This is a genomic window from Salinibacterium sp. SWN248, from assembly GCF_015864575.1.
GTDB lineage: Bacteria > Actinomycetota > Actinomycetes > Actinomycetales > Microbacteriaceae > Rhodoglobus.
Genome location: NZ_JADYWW010000001.1, coordinates 279,851 through 300,902, shown reverse-complemented (window position 1 = coordinate 300,902; position 21,052 = coordinate 279,851). Strand labels below are relative to the sequence as shown.

23 protein-coding genes are annotated in these 21,052 nt (G+C 61.2%); 4 read left to right on the top strand and 19 right to left on the bottom strand.

What is annotated here, in order from left to right; all coding sequences use genetic code 11:
* Nucleotides 1-3: 3 nt before the first annotated feature.
* The 9 genes from I6E73_RS01400 to I6E73_RS01360 all read right to left on the bottom strand — a co-directional run bounded on the left by I6E73_RS01400 (nt 4) and on the right by I6E73_RS01360 (nt 6,464).
* Complete coding sequence (locus tag I6E73_RS01400) at nt 4-1,965, bottom strand: cytochrome c oxidase assembly protein (RefSeq protein ID WP_307784127.1); 1,962 nt, start codon at nt 1,963-1,965, stop codon at nt 4-6.
* A gap of 117 nt (nt 1,966-2,082) precedes the next feature.
* Complete coding sequence (locus tag I6E73_RS01395) at nt 2,083-2,373, bottom strand: HU family DNA-binding protein (RefSeq protein WP_100387826.1); 291 nt, start codon at nt 2,371-2,373, stop codon at nt 2,083-2,085.
* A 72-nt stretch (nt 2,374-2,445) separates the two neighbouring features.
* A complete protein-coding gene (gene rpsN / locus I6E73_RS01390; RefSeq protein WP_197106841.1) occupies nt 2,446-2,751 on the bottom strand; it encodes a 30S ribosomal protein S14 in 306 nt (101 codons plus the stop codon).
* Nucleotides 2,752-2,753: 2 nt separating this feature from the next.
* Entirely contained in the window at nt 2,754-2,921 is a 168-nt protein-coding gene (gene rpmG, locus I6E73_RS01385) for a 50S ribosomal protein L33 (protein WP_009773536.1), read from the bottom strand.
* A complete protein-coding gene (rpmB, locus tag I6E73_RS01380; RefSeq protein WP_129072582.1) occupies nt 2,921-3,157 on the bottom strand; it encodes a 50S ribosomal protein L28 in 237 nt (78 codons plus the stop codon). Before rpmB ends, rpmG begins: the two co-directional genes overlap by 1 nt.
* Nucleotides 3,158-3,318: 161 nt before the next feature.
* Complete coding sequence (locus I6E73_RS01375; protein WP_197109184.1) at nt 3,319-3,702, bottom strand: Fur family transcriptional regulator; 384 nt, start codon at nt 3,700-3,702, stop codon at nt 3,319-3,321.
* A 14-nt stretch (nt 3,703-3,716) separates the two neighbouring features.
* Entirely contained in the window at nt 3,717-4,625 is a 909-nt protein-coding gene (locus I6E73_RS01370; protein ID WP_197122484.1) for a metal ABC transporter permease, read from the bottom strand.
* Nucleotides 4,622-5,446 carry a metal ABC transporter ATP-binding protein gene (locus tag I6E73_RS01365; RefSeq protein WP_231600498.1) on the bottom strand — a complete coding sequence of 275 codons (825 nt, stop codon included), beginning with the start codon at nt 5,444-5,446 and terminating at the stop codon, nt 4,622-4,624. The genes I6E73_RS01370 and I6E73_RS01365 overlap by 4 nt, the downstream gene beginning before the upstream one ends.
* A gap of 13 nt (nt 5,447-5,459) precedes the next feature.
* Nucleotides 5,460-6,464 (bottom strand): metal ABC transporter solute-binding protein, Zn/Mn family, encoded by a 1,005-nt coding sequence (locus tag I6E73_RS01360; protein ID WP_197122482.1) that lies wholly within the window; start codon nt 6,462-6,464, stop codon nt 5,460-5,462.
* Nucleotides 6,465-6,618: 154 nt separating this feature from the next.
* Between I6E73_RS01360 and I6E73_RS01355 the strand changes: the two genes are divergently transcribed.
* Nucleotides 6,619-7,872: an FAD-binding protein gene (locus I6E73_RS01355; protein ID WP_197122471.1), complete on the top strand. Its 1,254-nt coding sequence runs from the start codon at nt 6,619-6,621 to the stop codon at nt 7,870-7,872.
* 4 nt (nt 7,873-7,876) lie between these two features.
* Here the strand turns inward: I6E73_RS01355 and I6E73_RS01350 are convergent, their stop codons facing one another.
* The 5 genes from I6E73_RS01350 to I6E73_RS01330 all read right to left on the bottom strand — a co-directional run bounded on the left by I6E73_RS01350 (nt 7,877) and on the right by I6E73_RS01330 (nt 13,674).
* Entirely contained in the window at nt 7,877-9,010 is a 1,134-nt protein-coding gene (locus I6E73_RS01350; protein WP_197106846.1) for an AI-2E family transporter, read from the bottom strand.
* A 70-nt stretch (nt 9,011-9,080) separates the two neighbouring features.
* Nucleotides 9,081-10,472, bottom strand: a complete 1,392-nt coding sequence (locus I6E73_RS01345) for a dihydrolipoamide acetyltransferase family protein (RefSeq protein ID WP_197122469.1) — start codon at nt 10,470-10,472, stop codon at nt 9,081-9,083.
* Nucleotides 10,473-10,486: 14 nt separating this feature from the next.
* A complete protein-coding gene (locus tag I6E73_RS01340; protein WP_197106848.1) occupies nt 10,487-11,464 on the bottom strand; it encodes an alpha-ketoacid dehydrogenase subunit beta in 978 nt (325 codons plus the stop codon).
* Nucleotides 11,464-12,579 carry a thiamine pyrophosphate-dependent dehydrogenase E1 component subunit alpha gene (locus I6E73_RS01335; protein WP_197122467.1) on the bottom strand — a complete coding sequence of 372 codons (1,116 nt, stop codon included), beginning with the start codon at nt 12,577-12,579 and terminating at the stop codon, nt 11,464-11,466. The genes I6E73_RS01340 and I6E73_RS01335 overlap by 1 nt, the downstream gene beginning before the upstream one ends.
* 24 nt (nt 12,580-12,603) lie before the next feature.
* Complete coding sequence (locus tag I6E73_RS01330) at nt 12,604-13,674, bottom strand: histidinol-phosphate transaminase (RefSeq protein WP_197122465.1); 1,071 nt, start codon at nt 13,672-13,674, stop codon at nt 12,604-12,606.
* Between the two features lie 174 nt (nt 13,675-13,848).
* Between I6E73_RS01330 and I6E73_RS01325 the strand changes: the two genes are divergently transcribed.
* Nucleotides 13,849-14,244, top strand: a complete 396-nt coding sequence (locus tag I6E73_RS01325) for a phage holin family protein (protein WP_197106851.1) — start codon at nt 13,849-13,851, stop codon at nt 14,242-14,244.
* Here I6E73_RS01325 and I6E73_RS01320 read toward each other — a convergent pair.
* Both I6E73_RS01320 and I6E73_RS01315 read right to left on the bottom strand, forming a co-directional pair.
* Nucleotides 14,241-15,668: a hypothetical protein gene (locus I6E73_RS01320; protein WP_197122463.1), complete on the bottom strand. Its 1,428-nt coding sequence runs from the start codon at nt 15,666-15,668 to the stop codon at nt 14,241-14,243. The two genes, I6E73_RS01325 and I6E73_RS01320, sit on opposite strands and share 4 nt — an antisense overlap.
* A complete protein-coding gene (locus I6E73_RS01315; protein ID WP_197109176.1) occupies nt 15,658-15,918 on the bottom strand; it encodes a hypothetical protein in 261 nt (86 codons plus the stop codon). The genes I6E73_RS01320 and I6E73_RS01315 overlap by 11 nt, the downstream gene beginning before the upstream one ends.
* Before the next feature lie 125 nt (nt 15,919-16,043).
* On the opposite strand from I6E73_RS01315, the gene I6E73_RS01310 reads away from it, so the two are divergent.
* Together I6E73_RS01310 and purB are read left to right on the top strand one after the other, a co-directional pair.
* Complete coding sequence (locus tag I6E73_RS01310) at nt 16,044-16,586, top strand: low molecular weight protein-tyrosine-phosphatase (RefSeq protein WP_197122461.1); 543 nt, start codon at nt 16,044-16,046, stop codon at nt 16,584-16,586.
* A complete protein-coding gene (gene purB / locus I6E73_RS01305; protein WP_197122459.1) occupies nt 16,583-17,974 on the top strand; it encodes an adenylosuccinate lyase in 1,392 nt (463 codons plus the stop codon). Before I6E73_RS01310 ends, purB begins: the two co-directional genes overlap by 4 nt.
* Before the next feature lie 265 nt (nt 17,975-18,239).
* On the opposite strand, the gene I6E73_RS01300 is transcribed toward purB, so the two are convergent.
* Genes I6E73_RS01300 through I6E73_RS01290 form a run of 3 tightly spaced genes read right to left on the bottom strand, consistent with a single transcriptional unit; the run spans nt 18,240 to nt 21,023 of the window.
* A complete protein-coding gene (locus tag I6E73_RS01300) occupies nt 18,240-18,995 on the bottom strand; it encodes an ABC transporter ATP-binding protein (RefSeq protein ID WP_197122457.1) in 756 nt (251 codons plus the stop codon).
* Nucleotides 18,992-20,044, bottom strand: a complete 1,053-nt coding sequence (locus I6E73_RS01295; protein WP_374189156.1) for an iron chelate uptake ABC transporter family permease subunit — start codon at nt 20,042-20,044, stop codon at nt 18,992-18,994. Before I6E73_RS01295 ends, I6E73_RS01300 begins: the two co-directional genes overlap by 4 nt.
* Nucleotides 20,037-21,023, bottom strand: a complete 987-nt coding sequence (locus tag I6E73_RS01290) for an ABC transporter permease (RefSeq protein ID WP_100387803.1) — start codon at nt 21,021-21,023, stop codon at nt 20,037-20,039. The genes I6E73_RS01295 and I6E73_RS01290 overlap by 8 nt, the downstream gene beginning before the upstream one ends.
* Between the last annotated feature and the right edge of the window lie 29 nt (nt 21,024-21,052).

The following is a 21,052-nucleotide window of genomic DNA, read 5'->3' as shown; positions in this document are numbered from 1 at the left end:
CGCTTAGCGCTTAGCGAGCATCTCGTTGTAGGCATCCAGCTCTGCATCTCCGTCGCGGTCGGCCTTGCGGTCGTAGCGCACGGAGGCCCGGCGGTCGCTGCGTGACCACATGATCGCCACGGAGATGGCGAGCGCGATCGTGGGGATCTCGCCAACACTCCAGGCGATGCCGCCACCGATGCGTTGGTCCTCGAGCGCCGTCACCCCGTTGTCCCAGCCCATTGCGCCGTACCAGTCAGCCAGCAGCAGCCCGGTGCCGGTCATGAGGCCCAAGCCGAAGAAGGCATGGAACGCCATTGTGGCGAGCAAAATGAGCAAGCGAATCGGGAACGCGGTGCGGTGCGGCGACGGGTCTATACCGATGAGTGACTGCACGAACAAGTAGCCAGAGGCCAAGAAGTGGATGATCATCCACTCGTGCCCGACGTGGTCGGTGGAAGCCCAACGGAACAGCGGTGTGTAGTAGAAAACCCACAGCGAGACGACGAAGATAAGTGCCGCAACTACCGGATGCCCGATCGCGGCCATGTACCGCGAGTGCACGATCCTGAGAATCCATTCACGCGCACCGCGACTGCCGTCAGTGCGTTTGGTAATCGCGCGCATTGCCAGCGTCACGGGAGCACCGGGCACGAGCAGCACCGGGATCATCATGCCGAGGGTCATGTGTCCGAGCATGTGCATCGAGAACAGGTAGCCCTCGTACACGTTGACACCACCGTTGGTGATGTAGAACAGCAGCAGCATTCCTAACACCCAGAACACGGTGCGGTAGATCGGCCAGGAGTCTCCTCGCTTGTGAAGTCTCCAGACGCCGGCAAGGTAGAAGAAGATCGCGAACGCGCAGATCAGCACCCAGATGAGGTCGAAGCTCCACAGGGTGAACAGGTTGCTTGCGGTCACGGTCGGGGGCAGCGGGGAGCCGGTGAGGTAAGCCGCGGAGGAGGAGTCCGGCAGGTCAGCTGCCACGATCTCCGGAACCGGCGTGGGTGTCGCCGCGAGAGCGGCGGCCGCGCCAGAAGCGAGCCCCATGAAGGCCAGCTCGGCGGTAACAATCCACCAGAACCATCCGCGCTTCTTGCGGGGGCTGGCTTCGAGCCGGCCGATCGCATAATTGCGATACACAGCGCCGAAGAGGCCCAACACGATCAGAGCAAAAACTTTAACGAGAACGAGGATTCCGTAGGGCGACAGCAGGTTCGTCAGGTTCTCGACCCGAATTTCTGCACTCACATAGCCGGAGGCGGCCACCACGATGAAGCTCACGAGCGCCACCGATGAGTAGCGTCGCAGCACGAGACTCAGTCGATCTTTAGTGAGGGTGGGGCGGGCGATCGCAATCGCGAGCAGTCCACCGAGCCAGAGTGCGGCGAAGATCAGGTGCAAGAAGATGGCGCTCGTGGCGGCATCGTGGTCGGCGGTTCCGCCGCTGTGGCCCTGCAGCGCCATGGGGATGAGTCCTGCAACGGAGAGCACAAGCACGAATACCAACGCGCTCATATTGCGCACCGCGAAGCACAAAACGGTCACAACGGCCGCTATGAGCACCGTGGCAAGCCACGCCTGACCCAGTTCGGTAGAGGTCAGAAAACTTGCGAGAACGTCACCAAAGGCGCTGGAGAGGTCAATGGGCTGGTTGCGCACCGCCAAAAACGTGAAAAACCCCGTAATAGCGGATGCCACAGCCCACACAGCGGCGCCAGCGGCGGCAAAGTCGAGGGTGATGGCGAATTCGTCGCGCTTGGGGCTCATCGCGAAGACGGCGATCATGAGCCCGCCGATGGTTGCCGCAAGCCCGAGGTTGACGAAGAGTTTGGCGATCGGCAATCCCCAGCGCACAACAGCACCGGGGTCAAGAAGGATGGGAACCGCAGCGCCGCCGCCGAACTGGAGACCGACGATAGCCGCGATTGCTGCCACAAGGATCAGCAGGGCGGGTCCGGCGATCCGGCTGATTCTTAGCACCCCTCAAGAGTACTCGCGGTTAAACGGGAGTTAGCCCGACGCCGAACTCGCCTGAGAGTAGGCGGGAACGCAAAAAGGGCGACATCCCGAAGGATGTCGCCCTTTTAAAGTTGTTACTTAGCCCTTGGCTGCTGCCTTGAGCTTGCTGCCTGCGCTGAGCTTTACGCCGTGGCTGGCCTTGATCTCGATAGCTTCACCCGTCTGCGGGTTACGGCCGGTGCGAGCCTCGCGGAAGGTACGCTCTGCAGCCATCCATCCGGGGATCGAAACCTTGGTTCCTTCGCCGACCGACTTCGAGAGTACGGAGAAGAATGCGTCAACGACGCCGGAAACGGCAGCCTGGCTCTGGCCAGACTCTGCGGCAACCGCCGCTACGAATTCAGTACGGTTTAGCGACTTGTCAGCCATAAGGTGGTCCTCCTCGGACGTAGTGCAGTTAGTTGTTCCGAAACGTTAGAAAACGTCGGAACCGCTTGGAATCTACCAGCTTGACTTGGTAATTCCGGGCAACTCGCCCCGGTGAGCCATTTCACGGAAGCGAACACGGGAAACACCGAACTGCTTGAGGTATCCACGGGGACGTCCGTCAATGGCGTCGCGACCGCGTACGCGGATCGGCGAAGCATCGCGGGGGAGCTTCTGAAGTCCGAGGCGTGCAGCCTCGCGTGACTCGTCAGTTCCGGCGGGGTCGACGAGAGCCTTCTTCAGCTCGAGACGACGCTCGGCGTAACGCGCAACGATAACTTTGCGCTGTTCGTTCTTTGCAATCTTGCTCTTCTTAGCCATGTTTAGCGCTCCTCGCGGAATTCAACGTGCTTGCGAACCACCGGGTCGTACTTCTTGAGTACGAGGCGGTCGGGGTTGTTGCGACGGTTCTTGCGCGTCACATAGGTGTAGCCCGTTCCAGCAGTTGAACGGAGCTTGATGATCGGACGTACGTCCTGTGCCTTTGCCATTAGATTTTCTCCCCACGTGCAAGGAGGTCCTTGACAACGGATTCGATGCCACGAGCGTCAATTACCTTGATGCCCTTTGCGGACAGCTGAAGAGTTACGTTGCGGCGAAGCGACGGTACGTAGTACGTCTTCTTCTGGATGTTCGGGTCGAAACGACGCTTGGTGCGACGGTGCGAGTGCGAGATTGCGTGTCCGAAGCCGGGAATGGCGCCGGTCACTTGGCAGGTTGCTGCCATGGTGATACTCCTGTTCTAGTTACCGTAAGGACAAAGCCTTACCCAAGATCACTTGTCGGCACACACACTGCATTCTTCTCAAACCCGCGTTTTGGCACGAATTCAATCAGGGTGGGATGTGTCTGCGAGAGCGGAAGATACCGCTCGATCAACGGTATATGTTACGTGCTAGAGCAGGCTGGGCACAACCCGAAAACGTCAACAATGTGATGCGGATCGGTAAAGCCGTGTTCCGCGGCCACACTTTTCGCCCACTGTTCGACGGCATCCGCCTTGATTTCCACGGTTGTTCCGCACTCGCGGCAGATCAAATGGTGGTGGTGCGAATCGGGCGTGCAGGCCCGAAAGAGGCTTTCGCCGTCTTGTTGCAGCGAGTCAGCGTCGCCCGCTCCGGCAAGGTCTGCCAAAGCGCGGTAGACAGTGGCGAGGCCGATTGAGCTACCGGCGTCGCGCAGCGCACCGTGCAGCGATTGAGCGCTCACGAAACCCTCTGACTGAGTCAGAGCATCCCGCACCGCTTCTCGCTGCCACGTATTGCGCTTCATAGTCACCACTCTAACTATTTCCCTGCCGGGGTAGCTGTGGTCAGTTCAGCTCCGGATGCGCGGCTCACGCTGCGGCGACCCCCACGAGCACGGCGCGCGCCTATCACCCGGCAGACCAGGTAAATCAGGAACGAAATCGTCGTGATGTACGGACTAATCGGCAGCGAGCCGCCAATCGCCAACAGAACGCCGCCGGTGGCCGAGACAAAGCCGAAGATCATGCTGAGCACCGGAACCAGACGCGGCGACGACGAGACCTGCATGGCGGCCGCCGCCGGCGTCACAAGCAACGCCATCACGAGCAACGCACCAATGATCTGCACCGCAACGGCCACCATCAGGCCGAGCAGCACCATGAACCCGAGCGAAAGCAACCGCGAAGGAACACCGCGCGCCGCAGCGACCTCAGGATCGAGGCTGTCGAACGTAAGCGGTCGCCAGACAACAAACAGAGCGGCCAACACGACAACGCTGATCACGATCAGCAAGCCAAGTTGCTCGCTATCAACCGAAATAATTTGGCCGGTGAGGAGCCCAAACTTGTTTCCACTGCGTCCGGGGTAGAGCGCCAGAAACAGGATGCCCAAACCCATCCCAAACGGCATGAGCACGCCAATAATCGAGTTTCGATCGCGAGCCTTCGCCCCGAGCATCCCGATCAGAATGGCGGCTACAAGCGAGCCGGCAATGGAACCCGCCACCACATTGGCACCAAACAACAAGGCTGCTGCTGCTCCCGCAAACGAGAGTTCGCTGATGCCGTGCACAGCAAAAGCCATGTCGCGCTGCATGACGAAAACGCCAATGAGCCCACCGGCGATACCGAGCACTGCCGCGGCAATGAGCGAGAAACGCACAAGGTTGAGCAGTTGGCCGTAGTCGCTGAAATTGACGACCTGGCTCCAGAAGTCTGCGAAGGTCACGCGATCTCCTCCTCGTGGTGGTGATCGCCCTGGGGGATTCCGGCCACAATCACGCGGCCGCCCACCCGCACAACTTCAACGGGAGTGCCATAGAGCTCAGTAAGCACTTCGCTGCGCAGCACTTCGTCCGGGGTGCCAATCGTGAACTTTCCGCCAGCCAAATACAGGATGCGGTCGACCATGCCGAGCACCGGGTTCACATCGTGCGTCACGAAAATGACCGCAGTGTTGTGTTCGCGACGTCGACGGTCGATGAGTTCAGAGACACCACGCTGGTGCTGCAGGTCAAGGCTCAACAAAGGCTCGTCGCAGAGCAACAACACGGGGTCGGCCGCCAGCGACTGTGCGACCCGCAACCGTTGCTGCTCGCCGCCCGACAGCGAACCAAGGGGCTGACCCGCATACTCGGTCGCGCCGACGTCCGCGATCAGTTCATCCACGCGAACACGGACGCTGTGGGGGAGCGTTGGCACCCCAAAACGGTGACCGTTCACCCCGAGCGTCACGAGATCGCGACCACGCAGAGGAGTGCCTGGCGCCGCAAGTTTCTGCTGCGGAATGTAGCCAATGCAACGATCTCCGCGGTGAAGCGGATGCCCGTTCAAAGAAATCGTGCCTGAATCCAGCTTCTGCTGCCCCAGGATCGCCTTCAACAAACTCGACTTACCGGAACCGTTCGAGCCGAGCACCGCCACAAACTCGCCGGGTGCGACATCGAGATTGAGGCCAGACCAGAGCGTGCGCGACCCGAAGCCGAGCACCCCATCACGGATACTCAGCACGAGTGTTGTTGCTGCGTCCTGCGCTGCAGCGGCGGTCATGCGGTCACCGTGCTCATTGAGCAAGTGCCACCGCAAGTGCATCGAGGTTTGACGACATCCATTCGACATAGTCTGACCCCTCAGGCAGGGTCTCAGTGAACGACACCACCGGAAGTCCCGCCTCCACTGCAGTCAGACGCACTCGCTCCGTTTCAGGGCTTGAGGTCTGATCGTTGTACGCGAGCAGGGCGATGTGATCGTCCTCGACGAGCGCGAGAACTTCGAGAAGGGCCGAGGGGGGCACATCAGATCCTTCTTCAATGGCCTCGGTGAAGTCGGTCGGAGTGTCATTGTGGAGCCCAACAGCCTCAAGCAAGTAGACCGCTACCGGCTCAGTCACAGCAGCACCTCGGTCGCCTGAGGTCTCGGCGATCGTGTCGGCCTGTGCCTCGAGACCCTCAAGGTCAGAGAGGTAACCGTCCAGGTTGGTGTTGAACAGATCGGCATCGTCGGGGCTGAGCGATATCAACTCTTCGGTGATGTGCTCGGCGATGTGTTCCATGGCGTGGAAGCTGTACCAGACGTGCTCGTTGAAGCCTTCGATGTGATCGTGGCCGTCATCCGTGGTGTGGTCGTCGGCCTCATCCGCGGCGTGGTCATCGTCAGCATGGTCATCGTCAGCATGATCGTCGTCCTCGAGGAGGCCTGACTCGTCAACCGCGGTCACGAGAATCGCACCCTCACCGGCCGCTTCGTAGAGTGCTTCGGCGAAGGGGTCATAGCCACCGCCGTTGACGATCACAAGTTCTGCCTCCGAGACAGCGAGCTGGTCGCGGGCTGAGGCTTCGTAGCTGTGGGGGTCTTGGGCTGCGCTGTCGATGAGGCTCGTGATAGTCACAGCGTCGCCGCCGAGAGTGGAGACAAGGTCGCCATAAACGATCGTGGAGGCAACGACGGTGATCGTGCCGTCATCCTCAACGGGTGTGGCCGCCGCGCACCCGGCAAGGGTGAGGGCAGAGACTGCGAGAACAGCACCCGCGGTGAGGGCGCGTGGTCGGGAAGTGGTGAAGCTAGACATCAGAGTGTCCTTCTAAGGCCGAAGCCAGTCGTGGTAATGAGATTCGTTATCAATAGAGTACATGATGAATTGCTGTCGGCGAATCAGGCAACACGCGTGTCTCGCCGATAATCTCGATCGTGGCGAGCGATTCGCCGTTATCGAAAGGATTGCCGTGTCATCCACCACCACAAACTGGGCAGGCAACCTCACCTACAGCGCCGAGACAGTCCTGCACCCGACGTCCGCCACTGAGGTGCAACAACTCGTCGCCCAGTGGCCCCGTGTGCGTGCGCTCGGCACCCGGCATTCTTTCACCGACATCGCCGACACCCCTGGCGCGCTGATTTCTCTGGCTGAACTCGATCCCGCGATCCGGATCGACCCGGCAACGATGACCGTCAGCGTTGCCGGCGGCACCAGCTTCGGCATCCTGATCAACGAACTCGAAAAACACGGTTTCGCCCTCCACAACACCGGATCGCTGCCGCACATCTCAGTGGCCGGCGCGACCACAACCGGCACTCACGGTTCAGGAGACGGCAACGGCATCCTCTCCACGGCCATCGCTGCGGTCGAGTTGGTGACGGCGGACGGCTCGCTGGTGACCGTCGATCGCACCAGCGAGCACCTGCCCGCGCTGGCCGTCGGGCTCGGCGCCTTCGGAATCATCACCCGCGTGACCCTCGACATCGAACCGAGCTACCGCGTGCGCCAAGACGTCTACCGCTTCGCGCCGTGGGAAACCGTGCTCGAACAACTGGATGACGTGATGGCCAGCGCCTACAGCGTCAGTCTCCTCGCGGACTTCGCGAGCCCCACCGTCATGCAGATCTGGCTGAAAACCCGTCTGGCCGACGGAATCGAACCCGAGGTCGCATCCACCCTGTTCGGTGGAGTTTGGTACGACGACTCCGAAGAGCTCGCCCCCGAGAATGTGAACCAACGTGCCAGCGTGCCCGGGCCGTGGTCAGAGCGGATGCCGCACTTCCGCCTTGACGGTCAACCGTCTAACGGCGGCGACGAGCTCCAAAGCGAGTACTACGTGGCCCGCGAGCACGGCGTCGAAGCGTTGGAGGTGCTGCGAACTCTGGGCACTCAAATCTCGCCCCACCTGCTGATCTCGGAGATCCGCACCGCCGCCGCCGACTCACTCTGGATGAGCCCCGCCTACCAGCGCGATGTTCTCTGCATCGGCTTCACCTGGGCTAAACATCCGGCCGAGGTCGCGGCGCTACTCCCCGTGATCGAAGAGGCTCTCGCGCCCTTCGCACCGCGGCAGCACTGGGGCAAGTTGTTCCACTATGGCGCCGGCGTCATCCACGAACGCTTCCCCCGCAGCGGCGACTTTCTTGCACTGCAGCGCGAGTATGACCCGCAGGGCAAGTTCTGGAATCCCTTCCTCGAACGCACCCTCGGGCCCCGCTAGCGCGCTACTTCTTCTTTTCAGGGGCCGAAGCAACGCTCGGCTTGTGGCCATTTTCGTTCCAAGTCTTGAGAATCGCCCAACCCACCGCTGCGATTGGCACGGCAAGCACAGCGCCCACGATGCCGCCGAGGATCGTGCCAGCCGTCAACGCCACCAAGATAACGAGAGGGTGGATGCTCAGGGACTGCGCCATCACGACGGGCTGCAGGAAGTTGCCCTCGAGCTGGTTGACCAGAACGACGATGCCCAGCACGATGAGCGCCACAACCCAGCCATTCGTCACGAGCGCGACGACCGCGGCAAGGATGCCAGCAACGGTGGCACCGACGAGTGGGATGAAGGCGCCCAAGAAGACGATCACCGAGAGGGGCAGCGCGAGCGGTACCTGCAAGATCGTGAGCCCAATACCGATACCGAGCGCGTCGACGGCGGCAACCGTTGCGGTTCCTCGAACGTAGCCACCGAGAGTGCGAACCGCGGTGTGGCCGATGCGGTGTCCTCGTGCGAGGCGTTCGCCTGACATGGGCTTGAGGAAGAACTCCCAAATGCGGTCGCCGTCTTTGAGGAAGAAGAACAGGATGACCAGACCGAGCAGAATTCCGGTGACAATCTGCGCCGCCGCAGACACTCCCTGAATGGCGCCGAGGCCGAAGGTCGCGCTCGTCACGAAGTCGATACCCGCATTCCACGCCTCATCGAGGGCAGCCTGATCAATTGCGAACGGACCATCAAGCGCGAAGTCCTTGAGCTGCTCGAATCCTTCAACCGCCGAGTCGGAGAGCTCGGACCACTGGTCCTCCACCGCAAACACGACTGCGGTGACCAAGCCACCGAACACCGCGATGCCGCCGAGCAACGCGATCCAGGTCGACAGAGCACGCCCGACACCGCGGCGCCGCATCCACACCACAATCGGGCTCGCGGCAGCAGCGAAGATCAGGGCGATCAGCACGGGGATGACGACGAGCTTGAGCTGCGTGAGGGCAAAAACGATCACCGAAACCAGCGTGAGCAGCAAGAGCACTTGCAGAGCCCGAATGGACCAGGCTCCTAAGCGGTCGGTCCACAGCTCGTGAATTCCGGGGCGCTTCGAATCGGATGCTGGCGCTACTGCAGACGACTTTTTCTTCGTGACCATGCGGCCACATTACCTACCGTTTCAGGTAATTAAGTGCAACGCCGGGTCATTAGTGTCGAATGCTCGGCTGTTAGTCGAGCAGGAGGGCAGGCTCTTCGAGCACACTCGCGAGGTCGGCCACGAAACGGCTCGCGACATCCCCATCAACGATGCGGTGGTCGAAGCTTGCGCTGACCGTCGTGACGTAGCGCGCCCGCACTTCGCCGTCGACAACCCACGGCTTCTGCTTGATCGAACCCAGAGCCACGATTGCGGCCTCACCCGGGTTGATGATGGGCGTTCCCGTATCCATGCCATACGAACCGATGTTGGTGATCGTGATCGTGCCGTTCGACATTTCGGCGGGCTGCGTCTTGCCATCACGCGCGGTGAGGGTGAGCTGTTCGAGGGATTTCGCGAGCTCGAGCAAGCTCAACTCTTGAACGTCCTTGACGTTCGGAACGATGAGTCCGCGCGGCGTTGCTGCTGCAATGCCCAAGTTCACGTAGTGGTGAACGATGATCTCTTTATCGGTCCAGCTTGAGTTCACCGTCGGGTTGCGGCGCACAGCCCAGCTCACGGCCTTCGCCATGATCAGCAATGGGCTCACTCGTACGCCAGCGAAGTCAGTGGAGTTCTTCAGGCGCTTCACGAATTCCATGGTTCGCGTGGCATCCACGTCGGTGAAGACACTCACGTGCGGCGCCGTGAAGGCACTGTGCACCATGGCTTTCGCGATTGCCTTGCGCACGCCCTTCACGGGAATGCGTTCTTCGCGCTCGTCGCCCCACTCGGGAGTCTCGATGTTGCGGAAGACGCTCGCCTGCGACGCGTGACGAATCACGTCTTCGCGAGTGGTTTCACCAGCCAACCCTGTCGCTACGACCTCGGCGAGTTCAACGCCTAGGTCTTTGGCGAGCTTGCGGATCGGCGGCTTCGCGATGATCGGGCTGGCGAAAGACGCCGGCACGGATACCGGGCGAGACTTCACTGCCGCTGCGGCGACGGCAGCATCCTTAGTCGGCTGCCCACCCTTGCGACGACGCGAGCTGACATGCCCGCCTGTGCCGTAGCCAACAAGAACCGCTCCGGGCTTGTCATCGTCGTTAGCAATAGTGGATGCCGTGTCAGCGACGGCAGCGGCAGCGTCGTCGGCCGCGCTGCTCTCTGCCCCAACGTCGGACATCATCCCGTGGCTTTCGTCTTCACCGGAACCGGGTGCGGTCAGCTCGACTGAGCCACCAACGGACTGCACGCTGATGATCGGAGTGCCAACCTCAACGGTCGACCCCTCCTCGACCAGCAGCTGCTGCACGGTGCCGGCGAAAGGTGAGGGGAGTTCGACGAGCGACTTAGCCGTCTCGATCTCCACGAGAACCTGGTTCACGACGATTTCGTCGCCGGGCGCAACCTTCCAGGAGACGATCTCGGCTTCAGTAAGCCCCTCGCCCACATCGGGGAGAGGAAATTCAGATACGGCCACGGGGGCCTCCTTCGTCAGTAGGCCAATGCCCGGTCGACAGCATCCAAAATGCGGTCAACACTGGGCAAGTACACGGATTCCAGCTTGGCAGGAGGGAACGGGGTGTCGTAACCACTCACGCGCAGCACAGGCGCCTCGAGTGAGTAGAACGCACGCTCTGCCACGGTAGCCGCAACCTCCGAGCCCACGCTGACATTCCCGGGTGCCTCTTGAACAACAACAACGCGGCCCGTTTTTTGGGCGGATGCCACAATCGGGTCGTAGTCGATGGGGGAGAGCGATCGAAGGTCAACAACCTCGACACTCGTGCCTTCCTCGGCGGCGAGCTCAGCTGCTTGCAGCAGCATCGACACGATCGCACCGTGACCCACGAGGGTCACTTCGGTGCCGTCACGCACTACCCGGCTGGAATGAGTGGCGATACCGGCCGACTCGCGGTCAACCTCGCCCTTCTGCCAGTAGCGGGACTTGGGCTCGAAGAACATCACGGGGTCGTTGCTCGTAATGGCTTCTTGAATCATCCAATACGCATCGTGAGGCGTAGCGGGGCTGAGCAGACGCAACCCGGCGGAGTGCGCAAAGTAGGCTTCTGGGCTCTCTTGGTGATGCTCGACGGCACCAATGTGTCCGCCGTAGGGAACACGAATCACGACAGGCATCTGAAGCGTGCCCTCGTGGCGCGCCGTCAGCTTCGCCAGTTGGGAAGTGATCTGGTCGAAGCCGGGAAAAATAAAACCGTCGAACTGGATCTCGCACACCGGGCGGAATCCGCTCATGGCAAGCCCGATCGCGGTACCCACGATGCCGGACTCAGCCAGGGGAGTATCGAGAACGCGCTTGTCGCCGAACTCAGCCTGCAGACCTTCGGTGACTCGAAAGACTCCGCCGAGCGGCCCAATGTCTTCACCCATGAGAAGCACTTTGCTGTCGCTGCCCATGGCGGCGCGCAATCCCTCGTTGAGGGCCTTGGCCATTGTCATCGTCTCAGTCATTAGTTGCCCTCCTCAAACGATGCCTCGAAATCGGCGAGTGCGGCGCGCTGCGCATCCATCACCGGATGCGGGTCGGAATAGACATGGTCGAAGAGCGTCGACGTGGCCGGCACCGGCAATTCGGTGATGCGCTTGCGGATGTCGGCAGCGAGGTCGTCGCCTTCAGCCGCGATGTCGTCGAAGAAGGCTTGGCTCGCGCCGCGGCTCCGCAGGTAGGTGTCGAAGCGCGTGATGGGGTCGCGCTGGGCCCAAAACTCGAGTTCGCTGTTCTCGCGGTACTTCGAGGGGTCATCACTCGTGGTGTGGGCACCCATGCGGTAGGTGAGAGCCTCGATGAAGCGGGGGCCTTCGCCAGCGCGGGCAGCATCCAGGTTGGCTTTGCTCACAGCGAAGCTTGCGAGAACGTCGTTGCCGTCGATTTGAACGCTCGGGATGCCGAAGCCTTCGCCGCGCAGGTAGAGCGGCGTGCGCGACTGGCGTGACACGGGCACCGAGATTGCCCAGTGATTGTTTTGCAAGAAGAAGACCTGCGGAGTTTGGTAGCTGGCGGCGAAGACCATTGCTTCGCTGACGTCACCCTGGCTCGTAGAGCCGTCGCCGAAGTAGACCATGACGGCCGCATCGGTGTCGGGATTGCCGGTGCCCGAGCGGCCTTCGAGGTTCATGCCCATGGCATAACCGGTGGCGTGCAGGGTCTGCGAGCCGATCACCAGCGTGTAGAGGTGGAAGTTGTCGTGGTCTTTCGGGTCCCACCCGCCGTGGCTGAGCCCGCGGAACATCGAGAGAATCGTGATCGGGTCAACGCCGCGCATGAGCGCAATGACGTGCTCCCGGTAGGAGGGAAAGAGGTGGTCTTGCGGCTTAGCGGCGAGTGCTGAACCGACCTGAGCGGCCTCTTGGCCGTGGCTCGGAACCCAGAGGGCAAGCTGGCCCTGACGCTGCAGGTTGGCTGCCTCAATATCGAAGCGGCGCATCACCACCATGTGGCGGTGGAATTCCTGCAGAGCATCATCACTGAGCTTGTCGACATACGGGAGGTACTGTTCGCTGGCATCGCTGTGAACGAGCGTGCCCTCGGGAGACAGCAGCTGAACCGTCGCGGCGGTATAAGACATTCGACTAATCTAACGCGGCCAGCGTTAGATCGTTTCCCTTGAAGTGACAACCTCTTGCGCTGCTCTTAGGAGTTTCTCCACAGATTCTTCTTCGCCAACACTTACACGAAGGCCTTCGCCGAGTGCACGAACGACGATCCCGTGCGACCGGAACACCTCTGCAGCCCAGTCGGTTGCTGACCCGGTGGGCAACCAGACGAAGTTGCCGTTGGGGGCGGGCGCGTCCCAGCCTTGCTCGCTGAGGCCGGCAACGATCCTGTCGCGCACCGTATTAATGCGGGTCACCCGCTCCAACAATTCATCTTCATGTTCGAGGGATGCGATCGCTGCTTTCTGCGCAATCTCCGTTACCGAAAGCGGAATCGCTACCGCTCGCGCTGCATCCATCACGTATTCGGGGCCAACCGCGTAGCCGATGCGGAGGCCTGCAAGGCCGTAAGCCTTGGAGAAGGTGCGCAGCAATACAAGGTTGGGGTAGGTGCCGACGAGTGTCTCTCCGCGCACGGCATCGGCGTCGGTAACGAACTCGCGGTAGGCCTCATCGAGAACGACAAGAACGTTCTCGGGAACCGTTGCCATGAAATCGCGGAATTCGGCATCCGTAACCACAGTGCTGGTGGGGTTGTTGGGGCTGCAGACAATCACGACACGAGTGGATGCCGTGATGGCGGCACTCATGGCTGCGAGGTCGTGCCGGTGGTCGCCCTGGTTCGCGATCTGCACGCTCGTGGCTCCGGCGGCGGAAACCAGAAGCGGGTACGCCTCGAAGCTGCGCCAGGCGTAGATGACCTCGTCGCCGGGGGCTGCGGCGGCGCTCACGAGTTGCGCGAGCACTGCTACCGAACCTGCCCCGACCTGCACACTGTCGGGGGTTACGCCGAAGCGTTCAGCAATCTGCGCACGCAATACAGCGGCGGATGCGTCGGGGTAGCGGTTGATGGTGTCGGTTGAGAGTTGCGCGAGCACTGACGGCAGCGGCTCGTAAGGGTTTTCGTTGGAGGACAGCTTGAAGGCATCCGCGGCAGCAGGCGCACCCTGGCGGTAGGGCACGATGGCGGCGATTTCGGGCCGAAGCTGTACTCGTTTGCTGGTCACCTCACCAGCCTAGGGCCGTGAGTGGGCATGTTCGTTTCGCGCCTGTGAGAATGTGCCGGTCGAATTGGAGGTTCGGTTATGCGTCGGGTCGTGTCTCGGACCGCATCTCGGGTTCTGGCGCAGTTCAGTGGATGGTCATTGCGGCAGCACAAACGCGTGCTGCATAGTTGTCGTATGAGAATCATCGTGCGCTTGCTGATCAACGCTCTTGCTTTGTGGCTGACTACGGTGGTTGTTGCCGGGGTCGAGATCATTCCTTTCGCTCCGGGCGGAACGGTTGAGGTCATTGTGACCTTCCTGCTGGTCGCTGCCGTTTTCGGCATCGTGAATGGGGTGCTCGGCAACCTGATCCGCATTGTCGCTTTCCCGCTGTACGTTCTGACGCTGGGCCTTCTTGCTCTCGTGGTGAATGGTCTGCTGCTGTTGCTCACGAGCTGGATCTCGGGTCTCTTCGGTTTCGGCCTCGTTGTTGACGGGTTCTGGTGGGGAGTGCTTGGTGCGCTCGTCTTGGGTCTCATCAGCTGGTTCATCGGCATCCTGGTTCGGCCCGTCGTAGGCCGCAAGCGCTAAGGCTGCACCCGCTCGTACTCGTAACTAGTGACGGTGGTTACAGCATCCTTGTGAACGGTCGGCGTTAGATTCGACACAGCATCGCGAAGAAATTCACTGTCTGTGCCGTCCAGGAGGCGCGCCGTTTCTCGATACTCGTCCAGTTGATGGGCTGGCGCCATAACACCGTCGGGTAGCGGACGGCCAGCAAAGACCTCTCGCTCCACGATCACCGCGTGCTGATTTCCTTGAATCCCCCCAGCAGCCGGAACGATGTCATCGCTGTGCTCGAAGAGGAGCGTGGGAACCGTTGGTGGGATCGTGATCTGACCCGTGTTGCCTCCGAATCCGACTAAACCGGTGACGTTGTAGTCTTCCGATTCTGCGAGCCGCGCGGCGATCGCTGCCCCCTGAGAATGCCCGGTCAAAGCAACCGCGCTTTCGGCGGTAATACCCGCTTCTGCCATCGCTGCAACCACAGCGCTATACGCCGCTGCTTCGTGATCTGCAGCAAGGCTGAGATTGCTCGTGCCATCGAACGGTTGCTCGGAGTCAGAAAAAGCGAAATCAACGGTTCCGGAAACGTACACCTCGAATGAGTCGTCCTCTCCAGGAAATGATGTCTTTTCTATTCGGATCTGAAACGGCAAATCTGGGGTCGGTTGGGCAATTCGGTCGGCGCGTTCCTCGACAGAATGAGCGGGCTCCACGCGAGTGGTGTCGCTCTTACTGACCAGTTGCACCGGCGTTTCTTTCAGCACCCCGGCGACACCTCCTAGCCGCTGGATCGCCCCGGCTGCGGTGGGAAGCCCCAGAACACCCGCGGCGCTCAAGACACTCACTAGTGATGGCGGTAACCCTGCGGCTCCCGCCAAGAACTCATCGGCATTCATCACACCGAAGCGAACGGCGAGCACATACGCCGGATCGCTAATGAGTTCATTGAGTTCAGCAGTGAACTTTTCGCTGACGAACACTTCTGCTGGATTGCGGCCCGTGACGAGAGCTGCTGCTGTGACCCCCAATAGAATCGGCACCGCTGTCACCGACAAAGCCAACACTGCGGCGTGCGTCGGGAACAAAAAACCGAGCCACGCCGCGGCATCGGCCATGATCTTGCGGGAGACTCCCTCGGCGAAGGCTTCGGCCAAACCGTAGCTGTCGGCAGCGAATCGCACGAGATTACTCAGGTGCTCGGCACGATGAGCGACTCTCTGAAGATCAGAGAAAGCGAAGTCGAGATCATCCTCGGCGCGGGCGGCAGCGGTGGGGATGCCGAGCGTCTCCAATTGGCTAATGGTGAGCCGGGCATCCACCATCTGAATGGCACCAGCGATGTCCCGCGTCATTTCGGCCGTGCGCTGGAGTGCGCCGACAGCAACGAGCATTTCCTCCGTAGATACCGAAACACTGCCACCACCGGAGATGATGAGTTCATCCGACATAGGAGCCCATCTGCTGAAGCGCCAACATCGTTCGATGTTCTGCCGTCTCGACCAAGGTTCGTGCTTGCGCTAGGTCGCGGTGCAGCTCAAGCACCCCGGCATCGAACAGCTCTTGGGCCGGGCCGCGCCAGTCGATGCCTGCGCGGGGGAGTAGCTCCCGCACAGAGCTGAGCCGTTCAATAATCATGCGGAGCTGTTGGGCTTGAAATTCAAGTGCGACGCGGGCAGTCGCATCCAGAGGTGTATTCACTGATCGCCTTTCGATGCCACAACTCTCGCCAAACACCGCCCCACGCACTGGTTGCCAGCACGCATCGGGGAAGGAAATCCCTGAGCCAGCGATGTTGAGGAGTTGAAACTGCGACAGAATGAACCATGACCTTCGAGCGAGCACTCTCCGACTCGACCGCCTTCAGGGTCTGTTTCGTGTGCACCGGCAACATCTGTCGGTCGCCCATGGCCGAAACCGTGTTCCGAGAACTCGTTGCTGAAGCTGGGCTCCAGGACCGCATCGCGGTGACCTCAGCGGGCACCGGCGACTGGCACGTAGGCGAAGCAGCCGACGACCGCACCATTAGTGCCCTTGCAGCACGCGGCTACAATGGTTCTGGGCATCGCGCCCGCCAGTTCGACCCCGAATGGTTTGACAAGTTCGACCTCATTGTCGCGTTCGATCGAGGACAGGAACGAATTCTGCGCACGTGGGCACCCAACGATCAAGATCGGTCAAAAGTGCAGCCCATGTTGAGCTTTGACAACGAACTCGCTCCTCTTGTCGATGTGCCAGACCCCTACTATTCGGATGCCGCACTCTTCGATCATGTCCTCGGCATGATTGAGAAAGCCTGCAGTTCGCTTTTTCGTCAGATCACGCCAGGCATCAACGCACCAACCCCCAACAACCAGGGAGCCCCATGAGCCCGTTGCCCGTTCAACCACTGAGCCCCCTCGATGGCCGCTACCGCCCCGCCGTTTCGGCTCTGGGCGAGCACCTCTCCGAGGCAGGCCTCAACCGGGCCCGCGTGCACGTTGAAGTCGAATGGCTGATTTTCCTCACGAGCAAGAGCCTGTTTGGTTCGAGCCCGATGAGCGCCGACCAGGTCACCGCCCTTCGCGCCTTCGCTACCGATTTTGGCCAAGAGCAGATCGATGAACTCGCTCGCCTCGAAGCCACCACCCGCCACGACGTCAAGGCCGTCGAGTACCTGGTGCGCGCCAAGCTCGACGAGCTGGGCCTCACCGCGATCGCTGAACTCACCCACTTCGCCGCCACGAGCGAAGACATCAACAACCTCTCTTACGCGCTCACCATTTCGGATGCCGTGCGCGAAGTTTGGCTGCCTAAGTTCCGTATCGTGCTCGATGCGCTTCGCGCGCAGTCCGAGCTCATGCGCGACAATGCGATGCTCGCTCACACCCACGGTCAGCCGGCGACACCGACCACCATGGGTAAGGAGTTCGCGGTCTTCGTGTACCGTCTCGACCGCATCCTGACTCGCATTGAAGGCATCAGCTACCTCGGCAAGTTCAGCGGAGCTACCGGCACGTTCGCCGCCCACCTCGCTGCAGACCCTGAGCAGAACTGGCCAGCTCTCTCGAAGGAGTTCGTGGAGTCGCTTGGGCTCGACTGGAACCCACTGACCACGCAGATCGAATCCCACGACTGGCAAGTGGAGCTGTACCAGGCCACGAGTCACGCCAACCGCGTGCTGCACAACCTCTGCACCGACGTGTGGTCGTACATCTCGATGGGCTACTTCCGCCAGATTCCGCAGGCGGGTGCAACCGGTTCATCGACGATGCCGCACAAGATCAACCCGATCCGGTTCGAGAACGCTGAAGCCAACCTCGAGCTCTCGAGCGCTCTGCTCGAGTCGCTCGCTCAGACGCTCGTCACTTCACGACTTCAACGCGACCTCACTGACTCCACAACGCAGCGCAACGTGGGTGTCGCCTACGGTCACTCGCTGCTCGCTCTCGACAACATCGAGCGCGGCCTCAAGGAGATCGCCCTTGACCCGGTCGCTCTCGACGCTGATCTCGACAGCAACTGGGAGATCCTCGGCGAGGCCATCCAGACGGTCATTCGTGCCGAGGTCACCGCGGGCCGCAGCACCATCAGCGACCCCTACGCCATCCTCAAGGAACTCACGCGCGGCAAGCGCATCAACTCCGTCGACCTCACCGAATTCATCTCAGGGCTCGACATTGGTGCGGATGCCAAAGCACGTCTGCAGGCGCTCACTCCCGCGACCTATGTCGGCCTTGCCAGCTCGCTCGTCGACTACCTCGGCGACACCAAGTAGTTCACGCTCTATAGAAGGCCGGTCTCGTCGTGAGGCCGGCCTTTAGTGTTTCCGCGGCCGGCCTGCGCGCCGCGCCACTTCCCTCCGCGCCGCGCCCCTTCGGAAACTCAGGAAATCTGGCGCGGGAGCCTACTGAGACACAGAACAACCCGGGCGTTGTGGCGGCAGCCGCGAACACTCTCCGCAGAATCTCCTGAATTTCCGAAAGGCGGTCTAACCACACCATCGCGACTCGGGGGGGGGGGACGCGGGTGCCGCTGCAGCGCTAGTAGTACACAGCGAGGGCACCGTTAGGGCCGTCGATGACCTGCACCGGGGTATCGAAGATTCGAGTGAGCACGTCATCAGTCAAGATCTCAGCGGGCGTTCCAAATTCGGTGACCTGGCCATCCTTGACGGCGCAAATATGGTCGGCGTAGTGCCCGGCAAAGTTGATGTCGTGGAGCACGATGATGATGGTGCGGCCGAGTTCTTGGGCGGCGCGCTTGAGGTGGCGCATCATCTGGACCGAGTGCTTCATGTCGAGGTTGTTGAGGGGCTCATCGAGCAGCACATATTCGGTGTCTTGCGCGAGCACCATGGCAACGTAGGCGCGTTGGCGCTGTCCGCCTGAGAGCTCGTCGAGGTAGCGGTCTTGCAGGCCTTCAAGGTTCAGAAAGCTGATGGAGTTGTTGATCGCCACCTCATCCGCTTCGGTCAGTCGACCTTGCGAGTACGGGAAGCGGCTGAACCCGACGAGCTGACGCACCGTGAGTCGGGCGATGAAGTGGTTCTCTTGCCGCAGGATCGCGATGATCTTGGCGAGGTCCTTCGACTTCGTCTTTGCGACGTCGAAGCCCGCTACTTCGATGTGACCGGAGTCGATCCCGAGCAGGCGGCCGATCATGGTCAGCAGCGTGGATTTTCCCGCACCGTTCGGACCCACCAGCGCGGTGATGCCCCCCTCGGGGATCGTGAGGTCGACCGGTCCAATAGTGATTTCGTGGCCATAGCTTTTGCCCACGTTGTTCAGGGTGATCACAGTCGTCCCTTTCTCAGAATGACGATGAGGAAGACGGTTCCTCCGACAAGTTCAACGATGATCGACACCACTCCTTGCGCGTAGAACAGGTTCTTCATCACGAAGTACGCACCGCCCAGCACCACAAACCCGGCCAATACCGCGATCGGGAAGATGTGGCGATGGTCGTAGGTGTCCGCGAATTGGTAAGCGAGTGTCGCGACCAAGAACCCAAAGAAGGTCATCGGGCCGACGAGCGACGTGGAGACTGCCATCAAGATCGAGACGAAGAACAGCACGCGCATGATCTCGAAGCGGTAGCTGATTCCTAGATTCGTGGCGGTATCCGAACCCAGCGCAATGATGTTGAGGCGGCGACCTTGCGAGAGCAGCGCGGTGCCGGCCACCAGGCACAGCACGAGCGAGATGGGCAGGTAGCTGGCATCCGCATTCGAGATGGAGCCGAACAGGCGGGCCGTCAGGATGTCGAACTCACTGGGCGTGAGCAGGCGCTGCATGAACGTCGACACTGCTCCCAGCCCGCCGCCGATGACGATGCCCACGAGCAGCATGATCTGCAGGTTGCCGTACTTTCCCGTAAGCAACCAGCCGTACAGCAGCAGCGAGAGCCCGACCATCAGGGCGATCTGAAGCAAGAACTGGGGGAGGCCCTGTAGGGCGACGATGCCGCTGATGCCCAAGAAGTACACCGCAGAGGTCTGCACCGCCACATACAGAGACTCGAAGCCCATGATGGATGGCGTGAGGATCCGGTTGTTCGTCACCGTCTGAAAGCTCACGGTGGCGATCGCCTGACAGAAAGCCACGACCGCAATCACGATCACGTTGGTAGCGCGCAGCTCAGCGATGAGCCAGAACCCTTCGGTGCCCACCGGCATCGGGTTGTCCCACGCGAGCAGGCCAACGGCGATTGCGACAGCAGCCACGCTCAGGATGCTGAGGAGTATCCAGTAGCGGCGACGCGCCTTGACCGTCGGGAAGGGGCCAGTCACGCCCGGCGCCCCGACGCCAACAGTCGCTCTCTCCTGCGCATCCACGGGACTATGCACGACGGCGCTGCTTCAACAGGAGGGCAATGAAGACGATCGCGCCCACGACACCCAAGATGAGCGACACGGGAACTTCGAACGGCATGATGATCGTGCGGCCGACGATGTCGCACACGGTCACGATCGCGATGCCCAGCAGGCAGACCCAAGGAAGGTTGCTGCGCAGATCGTCGCCACGAAACATCGACACGATATTCGGGACGATCAGGCCGAGAAACGGCAGATTGCCCACGACAACCGTCACCACTCCGGTCGCGACTGCGATGAGCGCTGTGCCGATCAGCAAAATCTGGTTGTAGTTCACGCCGACGTTCGTCGCAATGTCTTGGCCGAGCCCCGCCACGGTGAGTCGGTCGGCGAACAGGAAGATCACGACGACGACGAGCGCAACGATCCAGAGCAGTTCGTACTGCCCGCGCATCACCGAGGTGAAGCTGCCGGCGAACCACACGGAGAGGCTCTGAAGCATGTCCGTCGAGAGAGCAATGTAGGTGGAGATGGCGCCGACCACCGAGCCGAGCATGATGCCGACGATCGGCACGATCAGCGAGGAACGCAGCGTGACGCGGCGCAAGAAGAGGAAGAAGATTCCGGTGCCGATGAACGCGGCTACGACCGCACCGCTCATGCGGGCGAGGATGCTGGCTCCCGGAAAGAGGATCATGACGGTGAGCAGTCCAAGACCTGCCCACTCGGTAGTGCCCGTCGTGGTTGGTTCCACGAAACGGTTTTGCGTCAGCAACTGCATGACCAAGCCGCTCATTGCCATCGCGGCGCCCGCGAGCACCAGGGCGATCGTTCGCGGAACGCGCGTGATGCCGAACATTCTTTGGCCGTCATCCGCCCCGAAGATGTCGTAGACACCCGTGAAGAGGGAGGCGATCAGCAGCAGAACAACGCCCACCGTCGCGAGCAGGAGTTTCCAGTCGAAGAGGGTGGTCGTGTTGGCGGGCCGCCGTCGGGCCAGTGTTGACGTCATCCGTGAGTGAGAGTTTCTGATTGAAGGCC

Bases quoted from the DNA above. Each gene is read 5' to 3' on its own strand.
- I6E73_RS01395 (WP_100387826.1), bottom strand. From the start codon at position 2,373: ATGGCTGACAAGTCGCTAAACCGTACTGAATTCGTAGCGGCGGTTGCC.
- rpsN (WP_197106841.1), bottom strand. From the start codon at position 2,751: ATGGCTAAGAAGAGCAAGATTGCAAAGAACGAACAGCGCAAAGTTATC.
- rpmG (WP_009773536.1), bottom strand. From the start codon at position 2,921: ATGGCAAAGGCACAGGACGTACGTCCGATCATCAAGCTCCGTTCAACT.
- rpmB (WP_129072582.1), bottom strand. From the start codon at position 3,157: ATGGCAGCAACCTGCCAAGTGACCGGCGCCATTCCCGGCTTCGGACAC.
- I6E73_RS01375 (WP_197109184.1), bottom strand. From the start codon at position 3,702: ATGAAGCGCAATACGTGGCAGCGAGAAGCGGTGCGGGATGCTCTGACT.
- I6E73_RS01365 (WP_231600498.1), bottom strand. From the start codon at position 5,446: ATGACCGCCGCTGCAGCGCAGGACGCAGCAACAACACTCGTGCTGAGT.
- I6E73_RS01360 (WP_197122482.1), bottom strand. From the start codon at position 6,464: ATGTCTAGCTTCACCACTTCCCGACCACGCGCCCTCACCGCGGGTGCT.
- I6E73_RS01350 (WP_197106846.1), bottom strand. From the start codon at position 9,010: ATGGTCACGAAGAAAAAGTCGTCTGCAGTAGCGCCAGCATCCGATTCG.
- I6E73_RS01340 (WP_197106848.1), bottom strand. From the start codon at position 11,464: ATGACTGAGACGATGACAATGGCCAAGGCCCTCAACGAGGGATTGCGC.
- I6E73_RS01335 (WP_197122467.1), bottom strand. From the start codon at position 12,579: ATGTCTTATACCGCCGCGACGGTTCAGCTGCTGTCTCCCGAGGGCACG.
- I6E73_RS01325 (WP_197106851.1), top strand. From the start codon at position 13,849: ATGAGAATCATCGTGCGCTTGCTGATCAACGCTCTTGCTTTGTGGCTG.
- I6E73_RS01320 (WP_197122463.1), bottom strand. From the start codon at position 15,668: ATGTCGGATGAACTCATCATCTCCGGTGGTGGCAGTGTTTCGGTATCT.
- I6E73_RS01310 (WP_197122461.1), top strand. From the start codon at position 16,044: ATGACCTTCGAGCGAGCACTCTCCGACTCGACCGCCTTCAGGGTCTGT.
- purB (WP_197122459.1), top strand. From the start codon at position 16,583: ATGAGCCCGTTGCCCGTTCAACCACTGAGCCCCCTCGATGGCCGCTAC.
- I6E73_RS01290 (WP_100387803.1), bottom strand. From the start codon at position 21,023: ATGACGTCAACACTGGCCCGACGGCGGCCCGCCAACACGACCACCCTC.